Origin of the sequence: Rhodococcus sp. NPDC006774, from assembly GCF_040636045.1 — a bacterium.
In the GTDB taxonomy this organism is placed as follows: Bacteria; Actinomycetota; Actinomycetes; order Mycobacteriales; family Mycobacteriaceae; genus Rhodococcoides.
On record NZ_JBEYIW010000019.1, the window covers coordinates 1 to 19,856 of the forward strand.

The window sequence follows — 19,856 nt, forward strand, 5'->3', positions numbered from 1 at the left end:
ACGACGGAGGTGACCACTGATGCACTGATGCAACTACCCGCCTGATCACCAACGAAGGATCACAAACCAGTTACACCACTTCTAGGGGCTTGACCTGATCAGGGCGGCGAGTTTGGAGTCCGTTTCGGTCTCCCATCCGCCGTAGCTGTCCAGCAGTCCGCGCAATGCTGCGGTGTCTCGGTCGAGGTCTTGGCGAAGGCCTGCGGTGAACAGTTCCGGACGGATCCATGTGACCGCTTTGGGATTGGCGGCAACGAGGGTTTCGTAGCGTCGGCTGGGGTCGTCCGCGAGGCTTTCCGCCGCATCGAGCTCGGAGGCAGTGGGATCATCGTCGTCGTCCGTCAGGCTCGTGTCGACGATCGTGCCTGTGGGGATCCGCAGATCGTTGTCGATTGCGTATCCGAACAGTTCGTTTCGGGCGATGTGCCGTTGCAGCGAGAGGGTGAAGGAGTGACCGCAGGAGGACAGTCGTTTGTAGAACGTGGTGCGGACGAACCCTGCGACGTTGCCGCGGCCGCGGTTGAGGTTGTCGACGAAGTCTTTCTCGGCGTCGGTCAGGGCCGCGGTCTTCTTCAGGTATTTACCCAACTCGTACCTGGGTAGGACCAGCGTGGTGAGGGTGTCGAGGGTGGTGTCGCTGGCCATGATGGCGGCGGGGTCGTCGTCTCCAAAGGAGTGGTCGACGGGTTTGGGGATGCGCTGTGGGAACTCGAATCGTGCGCCGTTGGAGAACTCGAGATACTGCCGGCCGGTCTCGTCGGTCTCCGAGAAGTTGTTCTTGATGAACGTCCTGGTTCGGCGTACCAGGTGCTCGCTCATCAGTCGCTTCCAGTCGTCGGGGTCTTCCGATCGACGGAAAGCCGCCATGGTGGTGATCTTATCGTCGACTTTGTCGCGGAGCCGTGGGTCGGCCGCCATCGCGTTGGTCGGTGCCAGGCCGAGGTCGTCGTCATCGTCGATGTAGAGCGAGAGCTGGTTAGCCACGTCTCGGAAGCGGATGTTGTACGGAGTGGCCGTGAGCAGCAGTGTCTTGCTGTCGAAGGCGTGGATGTATTCCTGGACTGCTTTGTAATCCCGGCGTTCGTCGTTGCGCAGGGTGTGGGATTCGTCGACGATGACGAATGCGTAGCGCCGCAGGCCCGGTAGGTCTCGGTGCGCGGTGCTGTACGGGACCACGTGTCCGTACAGGTTGTACGCCTCGAAGTGCTCTTTCCACATCTTGACCAGGTTCTTCGGGCACACGACGAGCGGCATGTACCCGTGTTCGTCGCGCAGCATCAAAGCAACCGCGATGGCAGTGAGGGTCTTACCGAGTCCGACGACGTCGCCGAGCATCGTCCCTTGCTTGGTCATGATCCGGCGCGCCAGAGTTCGGACCGCGGTCGACTGGTATTCGAGGAGCTGCGAGCCGATCTCGGCTGGTACGGAGTACTCGGCTAGCCCTTCGCGCACGTCGCGCGAGAGGTCGTAACAGACCTTGAGATACACCTCGTACGGGCGGCGGGGTTCTTTCCTCGCCCACGATTCGTCCAACAGCGCCAACAAGTCCGCTGTCACTTCGCGGCTGAACCGGTCGGTCCAGCGGGCCTCGAACCAATCCGACAGCGTCTGAGCCCCGGTGGTATCGAGGACGTCGACGTTGAGTTCGAGGTTGTGGGTCAACCCGGGTGCGGTGAGGTTCGACGATCCGACGAATCCTGTGATCGGGTTGTTGAGGTCCTCGCGGTGAAAGATGTAGGCCTTTCCGTGCAGGGGACGACGTGTAAATACCTTGATCTGAACGGCTTTCGACTCCAAAAGGTCTTGAAGTGACTGCAGTGATGCCCGATCGGCTGCGGTAGGAAGCCCGCGCATCAACTGAGTGCGGAGTTGCTCGACCAACGCGGCTTTGCGTGCGCGCGCGGCGTTCGCGTCGGCGTCGAGGATCTCCGATCCGTCGACCGCGGCCTGCAGTTCTTCGAGCGCCTCTTCTTGCGGTCCCGTCATGACCATGCCGATCAGGATTCGCACCACCGGCTCGGTGCGTTCGGCTTCGGAGATTTTCTGTCGGACCAGCGAATCGAAGACCGACCAGCCTCGAAGGTTGAAGTAGCCGACCGCGACATCCATGCGGTCCGACGCCTGGAGCGTTTGCTGTAAGTGCGCGCCGAGGTGTGAGTTGATGTTGTCGAAGATCCGCGTCACGAGCTGTGGCCGCTCCGTCCAGTAGCTCCCGGTGAGCCCGAGATTCGTGCCCGGGTCGTCCAACCCGTTGTGGTTAGTGTTTCAAACGTCCACGGGGCTTTGGGATGAACACGACCAATTGCAAGAGAGAGATGCCATCTGGGTCCCATGGACGGGCGAGTGTGGTCTCGTTGACCGAGAACCATGTACCGGGCCCCGTACGTCACCGGGTGCGCGATACCAGCGCATCGCCGACGTCGCGCCCTGGCGGGTAGACGTCCAGTGCACGCACTGAGTTCCACCGTTGTTGTCGGTGGGTTCTCTTACACTTCCGATATGTCTGGTTGCACTGCACCTGTCCAGGGCCACAGATCGTCGGCGGCCGCTGCGAATTGCCCTGCCTGCCGAGGCCGATCTCGGCGGTCCTACTCGTCGTACGTCCCGTACTCCCCGACTCCGCGTTACTCAGGCGGCGCCAGCTCGACTGTCGGCGGATCGTCCTCAAGTGGTCACTCACGCCGGCTGAGAGGGGGCGGCTCCGTGTCGTACAGCTCGACCGAGTGGCGGACCATGGAACCGCTCGCGCAGAAGGCAGAGCTGGTGGCGCAAAGTCACCCGGAGAGACGCGACCTGTTTCTCTGTCACGCGTGGGCGGACCGTGAAAGCGCTGCCAAGGACCTATGTGATCTGCTCATCTCCCACGGCGCGACGGTGTGGTTCAGCGAGTACGACGTCGGTCTCGGGAAGTCACTGCTTCAAGAAATCGACAGGGGCCTGGCCAACTCACGAATCGGCATCGTTCTGGTTACACCGGCCCTGCTCGAAGGCCTGAAGTCGACGAGTGGCATAGCAGGGAAAGAACTGTCGGCGCTGCTCGCGACCGATAGGGTAATTCCGGTTGCTCATGACACCACGTTCGACGCGCTCCGGGATATCAGTCCCCTTCTCGCTGCACGTTCCGGTCTGACCACTGGGGATACATCGATGTCGGATGTAGCCAAGAAGGTGGCCGGGGCAGCCGCTGCCGAGGGCAGCGTCTGAGAGTCAGACATGCATTACGAACAAGCGCGTCACATAGCGCTGAGGACCCGGCTGTCTGACCATATCGTCGATGGCGGCGCAGTTCAGGTGGCAGACGGGCGGGCGGCTTGTCATAAGGGCTGCTTATCGGCCGCGCCCATGGATGGAGCCTGCCTGGTACTCCCCTGGTGCTGCCGTCTCGACGTGCCTAACGTTCAGGCGCGTTCCGCCTGAACGGCGCGGGTGGCGCGCAGCCACCGGCTCAGGTAGCCCGAGGACGATGCCAATCCCGGGTGCTCGGTGAGGTAGTCGGTGAACCAGCCCGACAGGCCGTCCCAGTGCTGCGCGTCGCCGGGAGGGCGCAGGGTCCAGCCCAGCTCGTGCAGTGTCCAGTGCGCTTTGGCGGAGTTGCGCAGCATCGAGGTGGTGACCCAGTTGGAGGCGTCGTCTGCGCCGCCGCGGGCGACGGGATCGACGTGGTCGATCGACGGAAACAGCTCCCAGAACGCGAAATGCGTCTCGGTCATCTTCCAATTTGGATGTGCGGGAAACTCGTTCGGCAGCACGACCGACAGCAACCTCAATGCTCCCGGGTGGATCAGTCGGTCGCCGGAGTAGCGGTCGAGGAAGCCGTCGCGGTAGAACGTGCGCAGCATCTCGGGCAGTGTGTATCGGCGTTGCGCTGCGGTGCCGACGACGTGTGGGTAGTCGGTGCCGATGATAGCCTTGGCGGCGTCCGCGTCTCCGGCGGTCAGGGCCGCGCAGGCCCGGGCGAGGACGTCCGCTTTCTGCGGCGGCCGGGCCGATTCGGAGGCAACGACGATGTCGCCGGTCATGCGGGAAGCGCGTTGATACGGGCGACCGGGTCGATGGCCGAACACGGTGCCGCTACAGCGGCCATTCCCACCCTCCCTGGCCAGGCTCCATGACCCCTGGCTGGAACACGATCGTGGTCGAATCAGTGGGAACGTCGAGCACCATGAAACCCTCGTACGTGGATGCAGGCGACAGCTGCGAAGGGATCGAATTGTTGGACTCGGCGCACACCCATGCCGCCGGCGACGTAATTTCCGGAGTTGTCACTCCCGATTCGAGAACGGCCGAAAACGAATCAGGGGTGAACATGGCCGTGTACTGCGCTACGTTCACACCAGGCAAGATCTCGACTCGAATGGGGAATGCCAGGATCGATCCGAACTCCGGCTGATACTGCGTCGTCGAACATTCCGACGCAGGTACTGGCGCTCCGACCACGAATTCGACCTCACACGGGAACCCGCCGCCGCTCTCGCAGCCAAGGCCCGCCCGTTCGTCGAACGCCTTGACCTTGTTCCCTCTCGGACTCTCGCCGGTGTTTGCAGCCGCCGAAGAAGAAGTCGACGATTCGGAAGTCGCTGCCTGCTGCGTAGGCCGATCCAGCTCTGCTGTCGTCTGTTCGCCGGACGAACATCCGACCGCGAACAGAAAACTCGCCACACCCACTGCGACGACACTTTTCTTCAAGAGACCATCCTCGTCAACAGCACTCCGGGGGCACTTCGAATTTCTCGACTCATTGAAGCACCAGAAGCTGCGGGTTGGAGGAGCATCGAACCGACCGGCGCGCCGAAACTTCCGCATAGAGAGGAACGGAGCCGCGCGCTGGTCGATCGACCGATACCAGTGCGTACGGCAGGCGAGTCGCGTGCGTCGTCGATCGCGAGTCGGTATGCCCGACCGGTAGCACCGAGTCCTTGAACTGCAGAGTTGCTCATGGAGGCAGCCACCTCTGTCACGCAGTCCAGTCCAACGACGACCGAGAACGCCACGGGTTCGTTTGCGCACGATCAGTATGGACCATTATGACCACTTATGGACAGAACACCATAAATGACTATAGTTCTCCATATGGACCCCGCCTTGAATCCCTTCAAACCAGGATCAGGGCTGCGGCCACCAGCGCTGGAGGGGCGAACCCGCCAACGCGAAGAATTCGACCTCCTCGTGGCTCGGAGCAAGAACCGCAACTACGACCGCGGCATGATCCTGTCGGGCCTGCGCGGTGTCGGCAAAACCACCCTGCTCAACAATTTGTCCGAGCACGCCGAACGACAAGGTTGGTTGACGATTGGGTTGGAGGCGCGGCCCAACGAGTCAGGCGTCAGCGCCGTGCGCGCCAAGCTCGGTTCCGAACTCGCCGCCGGCCTGCGCCGGTTCAGCCGCAAACATCAGATGCAGAAAGCGCTCGATGACCTGATCTCCCTCGCCCGCGGGTTCACCCTCGGTGTCGGCCTGGGACCGGCGAAAGTCGAAGTGTCGCTCGATCACGGTGCCGCCAGCGGGGACATCGACCTCGACCTCGAAGAACTGGTCGAGGCGATCAGTGCCGCGATGAAGAAGAAGGGCACCGCGTTCGGGCTGTTCATCGACGAGATGCAGGACCTCGATTCCGACCTTCTCGGCGCGTTGCTGTCGGTGCAGCATCGGGCCAGCCAGCGGGAGTGGCCGTTCTTCGTCATCGGCGCGGGCCTGCCCAATCTCCCGTCGGTGCTCGCCGACAACCGGTCGTACGCGGAGCGGCAGTTTACTTACAGCACCATCGGCCCCCTGGCGCCAGCCGATGCCGCCGAAGCTCTGGAGATCCCGGTCAACCAGCACGGTGGGTCCTTCACCCCCGATGCCCTGTCCATTCTCGTCGAGGCCAGCGGCGGGTACCCGTACTTCCTGCAGGAATACGGCAAAGCCGTCTGGAACGTCGCCGCCACAGCAGTATTCGACGAAGACGACGCCCACCTCGCGGTCGAAGAAGGACGACGAGCACTGGACGAAGGCTTCTTCCCCTCCCGATGGAACCGCCCCTCCGACAGGGAGCGGCGCTATATGCGCGCAATTGCCCTCGCTGCCGACGACGCACCGCGTTCGGGAGTCGTCGCCGCCGCAATGGGACAAACGACGACCGGTGTCAGCGACGTCCGCGACTCCCTGATCCGCAAAGGCCTGATCTGGTCCCCCGAACACGGCAGGATTGCGTTCACAGTGCCGGGGATGTCGGACTTCATCCGGCGTCAGCCGATAGACTGACCCCCGCGAAGCCCCATCGATCGTCGCGGAGCGCCTGGATCCGGTAGGTAGGCTCGTCGACCAATCCCAGTCGACGAGGACTGTCCGCCTAAATCCTGCTGAGGATCTCAGCTTTCTTGGTGTGAAATTCGTGGTCGGTAAGGATGCCCGCTTGGTGCAATTCCGCCAACTGCCTCAGCGCGGCCATGTGATCAACCGGCGGTGCCGCTGGGGGTTGCCTGTGGCGTGTTGTTGGCTCGTCCATACTCGGGCGCGAAAGACGGTTGCGCGCGTTCTCGACAAACAACTTGCCCTCGGGCTTGGCGACGTTCTTGATCTCCGCCTTGTTTCCGCTCGCGAAGATGGTGATGCTTCCGAGCAACATGCCGCTGCTCCACTGGACGGACGATGTCTTCTCGAACGGAAAATCTTCGGAGGACGACGACACTATGCCTTCGAAGATGAACAGAATGCGCCGATTCGTGAGCGCCAGCAGGCCCTGCCCCTTGCCGTACTGACCGACAACCAGTGAATCGACCAGCTCGCTTTCCCAGAGAAACTCCGGCAGCTTCCGAATTTCCTTCTGAGCACCGTATTTGTTCGTCAGCCGCGCGACGGCCTTCTCGATATCAGGGCGGTTAGCCACGTTCTTACTCCTGGATGGTGCACTGGCCAGCGACTTGGGCCTTATGGGGCCAAACAAACCTGCTCGCGCGGTTGCAGTGTCATTGCTCTATTACCGACTCACGTCAGGCTAATCGTTACCGCGCGCACAACGCATCGTACGGGCGACAACCGCCGAAGGTGTCGACCCCGAGATCTGTGAGATAGCGGTTCACCACCCACCGACGCGAATGCAGGAGTCGGTCATTCGCTACCGACCGTCAGCTGCTGCATGCAGCGTAGAGGTGCCACCTTCACGTTCGCTGCTGCAGAGAATCTTAATGAGTTACAGAGACTCACTTGCACTCACTAGCATGTACGCATCAAGTAACGTACTCTTATAGAGATCACAGAGACTCTCTAAGAGGAGACAGAATGCTTGTAACAATCAGTTTCGACCCGGACGTCGACACCTCCCGCATGGTTGCACTACAACTCGCGTGGAGCTATGGATTCGTATCGGTCGACGATCTGCTCACTGCCGACGAAGACGAGGACACAGAGGAGGAAGACGACGTAGCGGCCGACCTGTCTGGGTGGACCGCTCCGAAGATGAGAAGGTACGTCACCCAGTTGAAGCCGACCGCACGAAAGGTGTTGCGGGCCATCGCGGACGAGGCACCCGAAGCCACCGTCGAGTCTGTGCAGAATTCCACGGGTCTCGAGCCGAGTTCGTTTGCTGGGTCTATGTCGTCCTTCGGGTTTGCCGTAAAAAACACGCGCGGAGTCCGTGACAAGCCGTTCAGCAAGAACGGGCATCTGTACAACATGACCCTGCCGATTGCCGACCTGGTACTCAACACTCTCGACGACGCAGGTTTCTAGCGTCCCCGAACCAGCGAATGACCTGCCAATGGCAGCTGAGCGTCGACAAGCGAAACGAACAAGCACAGTCTCGCGTCGCACACCAACGGACCGAATGAGCGTTCGCCCGACCGCCGGTCTCACACAAAGCTCGGTCACCACCGCTACAACTCTCAGGAGGGGTCGATGTCCGATCCGATCACCGTTCATCTAGGCACAGGTACGCCTCGCGAGCAGTTCCTCGCCTTCTACCGTGACGACGAACCAAACCTGGATCAGTTCAGGCTCTCCTACCCCGACTACGAACCCGGTGATCTGGTGGCGTGGATCGTCCCCGGCGACGTTCCTGCCGTGTTGAATATCGAAGAATTCGACGTCCACTCGCCTGACACCTTGGTGGTGGACTCCGCCGGTTGGAACATTCGCGGGGTGGCCGTTGCTGGGATCGAACGACGACTCGGGCACAGCCTGCCCGTTCCCCCGGCAACCTTGGACCCCGTGACAAGCCAGCTATTTCTCGACGCCGCGGCAGCCGAAGAAAGCGATCCGACACCGTGGTATCTCATCGACACCACCGGGTGCGCCGACGGTGATCAAGGCATGGCCCGCCACTCATGGGAGTGCGCGGCATGTCATCAGCGCTTCGACCATCTGCCGCTCCTGCAGGCGCGGGCAGCCCTTCAACAGCACCACGGCTCCGAATTGTTCGGTAGTTCCATGGTGCTGTGTGCGAGTTGCCATGCGATGGTGCATGACCCGTTCTCCGGGGGCCTGTCCGAGCTGATCATGGCGCATCGACCGGCGTGCACACGGTGCGAGTGCCACACGGTGATGCATCTCGAATACGGCATGCCCCCGGGTCCCGTGCCGGGCATCGCTTTCACCGGTTGCGTCGTCCTGTTGAACAACCCCAGTGACGCCGTCAACCGCCACTGCCTCACCTGCGACAACACCTGGTTCGAAGACGACACTGTCGTGGGGGCGGACGGCACGATAACCGGGAAGGTGGGGCGCCACACCGCTACTGTTTCCACGCGAGTCATGGTTCCGGCTTTGCTGTCTCAATATTTGAGAAGTCCCACGTATCAGCGGGGTTCGGCGTACGCGATCGGTCGGTGGTCGAAGTGGGTGGGGCACATTCCGGGCGTCTCCGATGTCCTTCAGTCTCTGCCGGAATCGTTGAAACGCGATGATGCAGCCCAGTTGATCGATCGCATTGCACACGACAACCCGGCTGCCGCATTCGTGGTCGCGATGATCTGGGGTCACCACGGTTCCGGCTACGGGCCGTATCGAACGGCACAGATTCTGACCGGTGAACACAAGCCGATCGGCGCGGAGCTCTCACCAAGTGTCGTGGACCGCCTCGTCCGTTCGATGTGGATCGCCAGAGACGAAGGCGCAGTGGAGGGATACCGCTACCTCAACAACGCCGGTGCAATTCCGCGGCTTGGTTCGGACTTCTTCACCACATGGCTGTTCTTCGTCACCGCACGCGGTGACTCCACCTCCGCTGACGCCGCCCCAATCCTGGACGCTCTCGTCATCCGGTGGCTACGTGAAAACATCGGAATGCGGATTCGGCCCGGACAGACCGAGGACTACAACCGCTACCTCACTCAATTGAAGAATTGGGGCGATTCCTACCACCGCACCCCCGCCGAGGTGGAGGAACGCATCTTCAGCATTATCCATGGGCACGGCTGACGTTCCGATACCGAGATTCGCTGGGATTGACCTGCCTGTCCTGCGCCCTATGCGCTAACCTGACATCGTTCGACCGTCGATGAGGGTCACGGTCGAGCGTCCATCCAGCAACAGCGCTGCACCGCACGTTTTTACGTGCCGGTGTCTTCGTGCTGTGGGCTGGCCGACGCTCCCAGTGAAGGCCCTCCATGTCGATCCCGCCCAGCACATCCGAAACCGCACACCTTCTCGACGGTGGTGACCGTCGATGACCAACGACACTGTTTCGACCGCGGAGTTGCAGCGCCGCTCAGAGATCGCTGCTGCCGCCTACGAACGCGGCCGACGCGCCGCTTTGGCTGCCGCACGCCGCCGCAGCCTGCCCGACCGGGCGCACACCCGACGCGAGGAGTTTCGCGCTCGGTCGCACTCCTACGAGCCGCGCAGTGACAATCGCGCGTCCGGTCTGCTCGATACTGACGTCTCACTTGTGCGGGCGGCGGCGTATCTCGCCGCGACCGGTGTCGCACACGAGATGATCGCCGGCCAGACCTTCACCGACCCCGTCCAACAGGACTGGGCCGATGTCACAGCCGATCGCACGGCTGTGCACGAGGATGCATGGAGGCAGCGGCTTGTCGACAACGGTGTCGATGACGCCGTACTCCGTCCGGGTCTGTCACTGGACGTCCTGGAGTTACCGGCCGAGCTCGACGGCCTCGACTTCGACGATATCGCCGAGCACACCCTTGATGTGTCCTCCACCGCAGCGGACGTCGAACCGATCCGTCTGGTCGATCTGATGCTCGAGACACCACGGCAGAATCGCTCGTCGGACTCGGTCGTCGACATCACCAACCGGGTCGCGAACGTCATCGAGATCGACCGCGGCGTCGACAAGGCCACAGAGGCTGGTGTGGACGCATGGTGACCAAGAAGCCGACCTCGAAGGGAGCCGGGACATCGTCGTCGATGTTCCCGCTGATCGCCGTCTCGGTGGTGATCGTGCTGATCGCGCTCGGTTACGGCTCACTGTGGCTCGGGCATGTATTCGTAGAAACAGGTGAAGATATCCCCGTCAACCCGTTCGGGGCGCTGTTCTCGGTCGCCGGCGGAAAGCTGACGTGGCCGAGCGTGTCGACATGGATCTTCGTGATCGCGGTGATCATCGTCTCCGGTCTCACCGGCGTCGCCGCAGCAGCCCGCGCAACGGGCAGCGGCAAGAACGACGTCGACGCCAAGGCCCGCCTGATGGGACCGACATCGAAGCTGACCGGGGTGACCGGCAAGCAGGCACGCGAACGTGCGAAGTCGCTGCGAACCGATCTTGCCGAGTTGGACACCCTCGACGACTCCGACATCGGAGTCGTCGTCGGACGCACCGTCCAGGGCAATCAGCAGGTGTTCATGTCGTGGGAGGACATGCTGTTCGCCCTCGCCGGACCTCGTATGGGCAAGACTGCGGCGTTGGCGATCGACGCACTGTGCACCGCGCCGGGCGCTGCACTGTTCACCTCCAACAAGCGCGACGGACACGATTTCACTCGCGGTGTCCGCGAGTTGCTCGGCACGGTGTGGCGCTACGACCTACAGGGGATCGCCGAAGGCCCCCGCACCGGCGATGACGGGTTTTGGTGGAACCCGCTGCGCGTGATCGAGACGATCATGGACGCCCGCAAGCTGGCCTCCTACTTCGCTGCCGCATCGAGGGACGATTCGGCCCGCGTCGATGCCTACTTCGACGGCGGAGCGCAGGAGTTGTTGGCGCAGATGATGCTCGCAGCGGCGTGTGCGGACGGGGATCTGTTGCACGTCTACGGCTGGCTCTCCGACGAGGCGAACGAACTTCCCCAGCGGCTGCTCACGGTCCACGGCCACCACATCATCGCCAACCGCTTAAAGTCGACCAGCGAACTCAACCCGCGCCAGCGAGACGGTCTGTACGACATGGCTCGTCGGTTCATCGGCCTGCTCGAGGAGCAGGCCTACGCGATGTCGGTTCTTCCACCGAACCGCCGCGACATCTCCGTCGAGGGCGCACCGGACACCAAGATTGGTGGATCGGTGCAGTACCCGCACTCGATGGGCGAGTTCGTCGTCGAGGACTTCGTCATCAGCACCGACACTTTGTATGCGTTGTCGAAGGAAGGCCCGGATTCGTCGTCGGCGCTGACCACGGCGTTGATCGGGTCGATCATCGACGCCGCTCAGCGCGTCGCTCGCCGCAGCCCGCGCGGTCGGCTTCCGGTGCCGATGCTCGGCGTCCTCGACGAAGCCGCGAACGTCTGCCGACTCCCCGAGCTCCCTGCCTGGTACTCCCACCTCGGATCGCAAGGGATCTGTGTCATGACGATCGTGCAGAACCTTTCTCAGGCCCAGAAGGTGTGGGGGCAGGACGGGGTCAAGCAGCTCCTCGATGCCGCGAACTTCCTCTGGTACGGCGGCGGTGTGAAGGACAAGAACACTCTCTCCGAGCTGTCGGCGCTCGTCGGTGATCACGACGTCGAACGCTGGTCGGCCTCGCGTAGCGGCGGGGTGTTCGACAGTGGGTCGTCGTCGAAGTCGCAGTCCTGGTCCAAGGAGCCGATCCTGACCGTCGACGATCTCGCAGCGATCCCGAAAACCCGTGCACTGGTGCAGATCTCGGGCAATCGGCCGGTGTTGGTGAAGAAGATGTATTGGTCCGACGGTCCCAATGCCGACGCGATCGATGCCTCGTTCGCGATGTACGGGATCCCCGACAAGGAGCAGATCTCTGCCCCCGATCGAGTACACGCCACCGCCACCGCCACCATTGACGACGTCGACGAGGAGCCGTTCCTGTGACCGTTGACGACGACTTCCATCCCGACGACGACTTCCCTGACGAGAGCTTCCCCGGCGACCGTCTCGACAATTCCGATTCCGATTCGGATCCTGAGAAGGCTGCGTCGACGAAGTTCTCGAGCTTCGATGCCTGGTTCGAGACATGGCTGTCGGCCATCGTGGCCCGCAAGCTCTCGTCGTCTGCCGGGAAGAACCGGGTGTTCTGCCCACGCTGGTTCGAGCATCCCGAGGTTGTGGTGCGTCTTCACGCACTGTGGACGGCATGGGAGGCAGCGTCCGCAGCCGAGGACGGGGCCGCGATGTCGGCGTGGTGGGTCCATCACGCCGACCCGCAACTGCGCACGATGCTCGATGCCGAGCACGGCCCGATGTACCTGTGCAGCCGCGACTCTCATCAGAAGACACCGCCGATTCGGCTGAACCTGGCGCAGTCCCCGGCCGGCTGGTTCGACGAGCTCACCGGCTGAAAAACCTGACACAACCCCTGACCCGAAACAGCCAGAAGCCCTGGTGGGTCCTGCATGACCCACCAGGGCCCTTAGTGGCCGGAGATTGCGCCTCCAGCCGACGACGACGTTAACGACCCCCACCCGGCCTCGGGCTGCGCGGGTCGCATACACCTCTCGCCCGACTTCAGGAGCGCACGCTGTGGCCAAAGATTCCGACGATTTCCAACTCGATTTGTTCGCCGAGACAGAGGACAGTGACACCCATGATCGACCCGATAACGCAGGACATCATGAAGCTCTATCTCCAGCACCAGGGGCTGCCGCCGGAGTTGAGCCCGGAGGATCAACAGGCGTTCCTCGAGAGCGAGAGCGAGCGGATCGCGGAGCGGATCGACAACATGAAGATCTACATGGAACAGCAAGTGCTGCAACGCTACATCCGGGAGAACGGGCAGCCGGCCCCGTACTTGGAGCAGGTCGGGTTGATCAACCAGGCGTGGGCGCAGGCGACGGACTTCGTGATCAACGAGGAGATCTACAACCAGCTCCCGGAGGACATGGAGGCCTACCCGCCGGATCAGGAGAGCCCGGAAGCCGAAGCCGAGCGGGATCGAGCACGGATCCAGGTGCACCGGAGCGATCCGGAGCGGTGGCGCAACCCACTGAACTGCGCGGACCCGGACAAGGAAGCGAACCAGCTGACGGACCTGTTGTGGGCGGAGCAACCGATGAGGTTCCGGTACTACGCAGCGCATTTGATCGCGGCGCGGATCGAGGACAACGAGCCCTACCCGACGTCGACCGAGCACCCACTGTTTCCCACGTTCACGAGCCAGCTCGACGAGCGGGTGGCCGAGCACGCGGCAAGCGGAAAGTAACCCGCCGTAGCGAATCCGACGCCCAGCTGGACCTGTTCGCGTTCGACGCCGACGGTGCAGCGCCGATCGACCCGACTGCCGTCGATGTCGGAGGCACACCGCTGCCCACACCAGTCGATCCCGACGTTCTGGTCGCTGAGGCCGACGCTTCCCAACCGGTGCCGAAGTTGCAGCCCACACCAGAAGTTGTCGCGAACACCGCCGTCGACGCCGCGGTGCTACCGCCGTCCCCGGTCGAGCTGGTGCGCGACGCCTACGGTCGGCTGGCGCGCGAGGACGAAGCCTATGTGCGGCTGGCGCGGATCCGCGCCGACCTCGACGGAACACTGACCGCCGGGCAGGTCACCGACGCACTGATGGAGCTGCGCCGCGCAGGCGATGTGTCGTTGATTCCCGAGGAGAACCAGAAGACTCTCGGGCCCGACGATCACGCCGCCGCGGTCAGCTACGGCAACCAGAGTCGGCACCTGATCGCCGTCGACGGTCGCCGCGTCGACCAACTCCTCGCCGCGCAGAGCACTCCCCCACCCACCGTCGAGACCGACTCCCCCACAGTCGAACCAACCCCCGATCCAACAGCGACTACCGCAGTCCCTGACACCACCGAAGGGATGGTGGTCGACACTCAGACAGTCGCCGAGCGATTGTGGAATGTTGATCCCGTCGACTTCCGGCCCGGCACCGACATTCTGGTTCCGTCCGGAGCGAAAGCCCGTGTATCAGCGAACATCGACGCCCTGCGCACCCTCGCTGTCGTCACCGCGCAGGATCGCTACGCCACCACCGACGAGCAAGCAGTCCTGGCTCGCTGGTCGAGTTGGGGCGCGACCCCACAGGTCTTCGACCCGCGACGCGACGATTGGACCGCCGAACGCGAGCAACTACGCACGCTGCTCGACGACACCGCCTGGGCTCAGGCACAGCGCACCATCCTCAACGCCCATTACACCGACCCGGCCATCGCGGCGGCGATGTGGAAGGCGACGATCCGGGCCGGGTTCACCGGCGGCCGTGTCCTCGAACCGGGTTGCGGGTCAGGAACATTCATCGCCCACGCCCCGGCGTCGGCTCAGATGGTCGGGGTGGAACTCGATGCCACCACTGCCGCGATCGCTGCCGCGTTGAATCCGTCGGCGCAGATCCGCGGCGAAGGATTCGAGAAGACCACCGCGCCGGCGTCCTCGTTCACCGCGGCGATCGGCAACGTCCCGTTCGGGGACTATCGGCTCTACGACCCGGTTCACAACCAAGCCAAGCACTCGATCCACAACCATTTCATCGTCAAATCGTTGGCGATGACTGCACCCGGCGGATACGTCACCGTCCTGACCTCCCGCTACACCCTCGACGCCCAGAACCAGCGAGCCCGCCGCGACATCGCCGCCCTCGGCGACCTCGTCGGCGCAGTGAGGTTGCCGTCCACCACGTTCCGGCGGGTTGCCGGGACGGAGGTCGTCACCGACATTCTCGTGTTGCGTCGCCGCGCCGACGGGGCGAAACCCGCACCGCTCACCGAGCGGTTCTTGCAGCTCGAGAACGCGACCGCCCTCGACGATGCCGGCGAGGACAAGGGCGTACCGATCAACGCCGTCTACACCGATCACCCGGAATGGGTGCTCGGTGAGCTGCGGGTCGGGCACGGCATGTACGGCAACCAGACTCTGTCCGTCGCCGCGACCGACAGCGACGTCGACCTCGCTTACCTGGTCGAGGATCGGCTCACCGCGATCGTCGATGTCGCGAAGACCGACGGGCTCGGGCTCACCGCGTCCTGGCGCGACACCCTCGGGCCGACTCGGGAAGACTTCGAGCGCGGGCTCCTCGCGATCGGGAACGGCCCGGCCCAGGACGAGCTCGCGGTGGGAGCGCTGCGGCACGACGCGCAGATGGAGACCATCGAACGCTGGAACTCGCGGGATTGGGAGCCGGTGAACACTCGTGGAGCCAAACAGGTCGCCGAATGGGGCGAGCTGCTTGCGCTGCGCGACACCACCCACGCCCTGATCGACGCGCAACGAGGCCCCACCGACCCCAGTCAACGGCAAGCGCTGCGGGAGATCCTGGGTGAGCAGTACGACGCCTACGTTGCCCGCTACGGCCCGATCAACCGGTTCAAGATGTCTATACCCAAGGACCTCACCGAATCGCAGCACGATGCCGCTCTCGCGAAACTGATCGAGACGTGGCGTAAGGACGAAGGGGTTGCCGGCGACCCCTTTGCCGGAGAGGTTCCCGAAGACGTCTACGCCCGGCTGTCCGACGATGCCTGGATCAACCCACGACAGCCCACCAAGCTGCAGAGCCACCTCGGCCGAGCTATCCGCACCGACCCGACGTTCGCCGCAGTGCTCTCCCTCGAGCATTTCGACGAGGAGACCATGACGGCCCGCAAGGCGGCGATCTTCCACACCGACGTCCTGCACTCGCGTGAGCTGCGCAACCACGCCGATACCGTCGACGAGGCAATGGCCATCAGCCTCGACGAGCACGCGCGTCTGGACGTCGGGCGTATCGCCGAGCTGCTCGGGACCACGGTCGAGCAGGCCGAAAGTCAGATAGAGGGACGCGCCTTCCGTACGTTGACCGATCCGACCCGCTGGGTATCGGCCTCGAACTATTTGTCGGGCAATGTCCGCACCAAGCTCGCCGACGCCGAAGAGATCGCCGCGCTCGATCCCCGCTACCAAGCGAACGTCGACGCCCTGACCGCCGTCATTCCTCCGCGTAAGACCGACCCCGACGTCGCCCTCGGTGCTACGTGGGTGCCGACCCCGACCTACGTCCAGTTCGTGCGCGAGACCTTCGAGGTGCCGGGCGATGTTCCGGTGACCATCGAGCGAGCATCGGGACGATGGTCGGTCACGGTCGGGCACTATGCGGACTCGGGGACGCAGAATCTCAAATGGGCACTGGTCCCCAAACGTGGGGCGTGGTCGACGAAGTACAACTTCGAGCACCGCCCGGCCGAAGACCGCGGTATCGGCAACGCCGGAATGCGCGCCGGGGACTACGACTGGAAGGAACTGCTCACCGACCTGCTCAACAGCGACCCGATCGAAATCACCACCTCCAAGGAGTTCCGCGACAGCGCGGGCGCACCGACGGTGCACGATGCCGCGACCCGCGCCGCGCAATCCAAGGCGCGACGCCTGGCACAGGAGTTCGGGCAGTGGGCGCTGCACGCCGACGAGATCCGCCGCGAGCAGCTCCTCGACATCTACAACGACACGTTCAACTCCCTTGTTGCGCCAGTGCATTCGGGCGCGTACATGTCCTTTCCCGGTCTTGGGGAGAAGTACTCGCCGTACCCGTACCAACGCGACGCCGCCGCCCGGATCGTCTCCGAGCCGACGGTGATGCTCGATCACGTCGTCGGGGCCGGCAAGACCGGCACCATCTTGATGGGGGCGATGGAGCTCAAACGCCTCGGGTTGGCGAACAAGCCGTGGGTGGTGGTGCCCAACCACATCATCGACCAGGTCGTCCGCGAAGCGGGCCAGTGGTATCCCGGCGCACGGATCCTGTCCGGATCGGCGGCCACCGACGCCGAAGGGCGCCGATTGCTCGTCGCCCAGTCCGCTTCACAGGACTGGGACATGGTGATCGTTCCGCGGTCGGCGTTCTCCTCGATCGGCGTCGATCCCGGCACGAAAGCCGAATACATCCGTACCCAGGTCGAGGCCATCGACGCCGAGCTCGACAACGTCGAGAGCATCCAGACCGGCAAACGTCTCGAGGCGATGAAAGCCAAGCTCGAGGAGAAGCTCGAAACCGCGCTGGAACAGGCCGGGAAGGATCTCGGGCTCACGTTCGAGGCATCGGGCTGTGACTACCTATTCATCGACGAAGCCCACGAGTTCAAGAACCTCGCCCGCGCCTCCGGGGTCACCGAGCTCGCCAACGAAGGCTCGCACCGCGCCACCGACCTCGATCTGAAACTGAACTATCTGCGGTCGATGCGCCGCGAGGAAGCGATCACCAAAGGCATCCCGCCGGAGGAGTACGTCGAACGCGTGGCCACGTTCGCCACCGGCACCCCGGTCGCGAACTCCCTCGCCGAGCTGTGGGTGATGCAGCACTACCTGCGTCCGGATCTGCTCGAGGACGCCGGGGTCGCCCAGATCAACGACTGGGGAGCAACATTCACCGACACCGTCGAGCGGGTCGAGCTGAATTCGTCCGGATCGAGACTGCGGGCGATCACCCGGGTCGGTGAATTCACCAACGTCGGCGATCTGATCGGCATGACCAGCGTCTACACCGACGCCGTCACCCGTGATCAGGTGCCGGCGAACCTGCCCGTCAAGGACGGTGGCCGCAACACCGACGTCACGTTCACCCCGGCGCTGGAAGTGCAGGACTTCATCGCCGACCTCGGGTATCGCGCTGATCATGCCGACGCCAAACGCCCGGATATCGACAATGCGCTCAAGGTCGCCAACGACGGCCGCAACGCCACCCTCGACCCCAGGGTCGCGCATCTGGATCCGGCACCGCCGGAGCATTCACGTGCGCATATCGTCGCGCAGCGAATCCTGAACGTGCACAACGACTCCAGCGAGAACAACTACCTCGATGCCTCCGGTGAACCCCACCCGACACCGGGTGCGTTGCAGATCGTGTTCTGCGACCGATCCACCCCGAAAGCCGACAGGTCGTGGTCGATCTACGACGGGATCCGCGCCGAGCTGCTCGCCGGCGGAATGGAGCCCGCGCAGATCGCCTACGTCCACGACTACCCGAAGCCGTCGGAGAAGGCCCGCCTGTTCGAGATGTGCCGCACCGGAAAGGTATCGGTGGTGTTCGGGTCCACCGAAAAGATGGGCACGGGCACCAACATCCAAGACCGGGCGATCGCACTGCATCACGTCGACGTGCCGTGGCGACCGGCCGACCTCGAACAGCGTGAGGGCCGAATCATCCGGCAGGGCAACCAGAACGCGCATGTGAAGGTGTTCAACTACGTCGCCGAGAAGACCTTCGACACCGTGATGTGGCAGACCGTGCACCGCAAGGCGCATTTCATCGAGCAGCTCAAGAAAGCGGACCGCTCGATGCGGCGCGTGGTCGACCTCGACAGCGACTCGCTCGCCGAGAACTCGGCCATGACCAAAGCCCTCGCCACCGGCGACGATCGGTACATTCAGCAGATCGAACTCGACTCCCAGCTCCAGGAGCTCCAGTCCGAAGCAGATTCGCATTTCGCCGAGCAACGTTCGATCGAGCGTGACCGCGACCGGCTGCGCCGCGAAGTACCCCGCGCGCGTCAGCGGGTTGCCCAATTGACCGAGGCAGCACCGATCCTCAAAGGCAGGCGCGAGGTCGACCAGTGGCCCGGCATGACCATCCGCGGGGTGTTCTACGACAACCGCAGCGATGCCGCGAATGCGATGGCCATAGCGTTGCAGGGCACCTACCAGGCCCTCAAGGGCGAAGGGTTGACCAAGACGATGGTGATCGCGGAGATGAGCGGATTCCCGATCGAGGCCTCTCGCCCGGCCCAGGACAGTGCGCTGTATCTGTCGTTCTCCGGGCTCGGGTCGTCGACGAAGGTCATCGAAGCCCACGATCTGTATCCGAGGATCGGGGACGGCGATCGCAGCCAACATTCACTCGGTCTGCTCACGCGGGTGGAGAACATGGCGTACACCGTCGACACCGACCTGGCGAAGGCCGAACGTTCACTCGATCGAGACGAACAACGCCTCGACGACCTCGAACTGGTCGAGCTCTCGGACTTCCCGAAAGCAGTGCAGCTCAAGGACCTCTCGAACGAAGTGACGCGGCTGCGGCGCGAGATCAAGGAAGCCGAGACCAGCCCAGAAGCGCTCGCGCGCGACGCCGCCCGCGCCGACCGCGCCGCAGCGAAGGGCCGCGACCCGAAGTGGTCGCTGATGCTCAATCCCACCAAAGCCCTCGTCGAAGAACTCGGCATGGAAAGCGCCGACGAAGTGCGGGCCATGATGCACGCCAAATCCGTTGCTGCTCAACATACGAGCGCACAGAGCGCAGGGGGAAGCGAACATCTGCAACCGGGCGACACATCGACCCGGCCCGGCAACTTCCTCCGTGCTGTGGACGACAACCCCGGAGCCGCCAAGCCGTGGAAGGAGACCGGCAACAGTGCCCCTGACACGTGGCCCGAACACGGACCCGACACGGGACCGGACGTCGGCGCTGGGGACTGAGGTCGACAGCGAATAAAGAAGTGGGGCCGTCAAGATTTCTTGACGGCCCCCACTCGATGTTCACACAACGAATGCCCACCGACGTTGTCCTGCCGTAGCGGGTTTCGCTGCATGGTTTCTGATCCACCGGCTGCACTTCG

13 protein-coding genes are annotated in these 19,856 nt (G+C 63.5%); 9 read left to right on the forward strand and 4 right to left on the reverse strand.

The genetic code is table 11. From position 1 onward, the window contains the following. Positions 1-81: 81 nt before the first annotated feature. Positions 82-2,184 carry an SNF2-related protein gene (locus tag ABZ677_RS22185; protein WP_358373291.1) on the reverse strand — a complete coding sequence of 701 codons (2,103 nt, stop codon included), beginning with the start codon at positions 2,182-2,184 and terminating at the stop codon, positions 82-84. A 519-nt stretch (positions 2,185-2,703) separates the two neighbouring features. On the opposite strand from ABZ677_RS22185, the gene ABZ677_RS22190 reads away from it, so the two are divergent. Next, entirely contained in the window at positions 2,704-3,204 is a 501-nt protein-coding gene (locus ABZ677_RS22190) for a toll/interleukin-1 receptor domain-containing protein (RefSeq protein WP_032407503.1), read from the forward strand. Between the two features lie 194 nt (positions 3,205-3,398). Here ABZ677_RS22190 and ABZ677_RS22195 read toward each other — a convergent pair whose 3' ends face one another. After that, complete coding sequence (locus ABZ677_RS22195) at positions 3,399-4,019, reverse strand: HNH endonuclease signature motif containing protein (protein ID WP_094639443.1); 621 nt, start codon at positions 4,017-4,019, stop codon at positions 3,399-3,401. 52 nt (positions 4,020-4,071) lie between these two features. Next, a complete protein-coding gene (locus ABZ677_RS22200) occupies positions 4,072-4,332 on the reverse strand; it encodes a hypothetical protein (protein ID WP_358373296.1) in 261 nt (86 codons plus the stop codon). Positions 4,333-5,070: 738 nt separating this feature from the next. On the opposite strand from ABZ677_RS22200, the gene ABZ677_RS22205 reads away from it, so the two are divergent. Continuing rightward, entirely contained in the window at positions 5,071-6,243 is a 1,173-nt protein-coding gene (locus tag ABZ677_RS22205) for an ATP-binding protein (protein ID WP_358373300.1), read from the forward strand. Positions 6,244-6,331: 88 nt separating this feature from the next. On the opposite strand, the gene ABZ677_RS22210 is transcribed toward ABZ677_RS22205, so the two are convergent. Beyond that, entirely contained in the window at positions 6,332-6,868 is a 537-nt protein-coding gene (locus ABZ677_RS22210) for a PH domain-containing protein (RefSeq protein WP_094639439.1), read from the reverse strand. Positions 6,869-7,260: 392 nt separating this feature from the next. Between ABZ677_RS22210 and ABZ677_RS22215 the strand changes: the two genes are divergently transcribed. From ABZ677_RS22215 to ABZ677_RS22245, 7 genes are all read left to right on the forward strand, one after another. Beyond that, positions 7,261-7,710, forward strand: a complete 450-nt coding sequence (locus tag ABZ677_RS22215) for a hypothetical protein (protein WP_141215293.1) — start codon at positions 7,261-7,263, stop codon at positions 7,708-7,710. Between the two features lie 165 nt (positions 7,711-7,875). Continuing rightward, entirely contained in the window at positions 7,876-9,396 is a 1,521-nt protein-coding gene (locus tag ABZ677_RS22220; RefSeq protein WP_094639437.1) for a hypothetical protein, read from the forward strand. Between the two features lie 247 nt (positions 9,397-9,643). Next, positions 9,644-10,306 carry a TraI DNA relaxase gene (locus ABZ677_RS22225; RefSeq protein WP_094639436.1) on the forward strand — a complete coding sequence of 221 codons (663 nt, stop codon included), beginning with the start codon at positions 9,644-9,646 and terminating at the stop codon, positions 10,304-10,306. Beyond that, a complete protein-coding gene (locus ABZ677_RS22230) occupies positions 10,300-12,201 on the forward strand; it encodes a TraM recognition domain-containing protein (RefSeq protein ID WP_222083387.1) in 1,902 nt (633 codons plus the stop codon). The genes ABZ677_RS22225 and ABZ677_RS22230 overlap by 7 nt, the downstream gene beginning before the upstream one ends. After that, complete coding sequence (locus ABZ677_RS22235) at positions 12,198-12,668, forward strand: DUF4913 domain-containing protein (RefSeq protein ID WP_358373305.1); 471 nt, start codon at positions 12,198-12,200, stop codon at positions 12,666-12,668. The genes ABZ677_RS22230 and ABZ677_RS22235 overlap by 4 nt, the downstream gene beginning before the upstream one ends. 245 nt (positions 12,669-12,913) lie before the next feature. Then, entirely contained in the window at positions 12,914-13,528 is a 615-nt protein-coding gene (locus ABZ677_RS22240; RefSeq protein ID WP_222083389.1) for a hypothetical protein, read from the forward strand. Between the two features lie 158 nt (positions 13,529-13,686). Next, the gene (locus tag ABZ677_RS22245; protein WP_358373308.1) at positions 13,687-19,716 is read left to right on the forward strand and encodes a helicase-related protein; all 6,030 of its coding nucleotides are present in this window, start codon (positions 13,687-13,689) and stop codon (positions 19,714-19,716) included. Positions 19,717-19,856 lie beyond the last annotated feature (140 nt).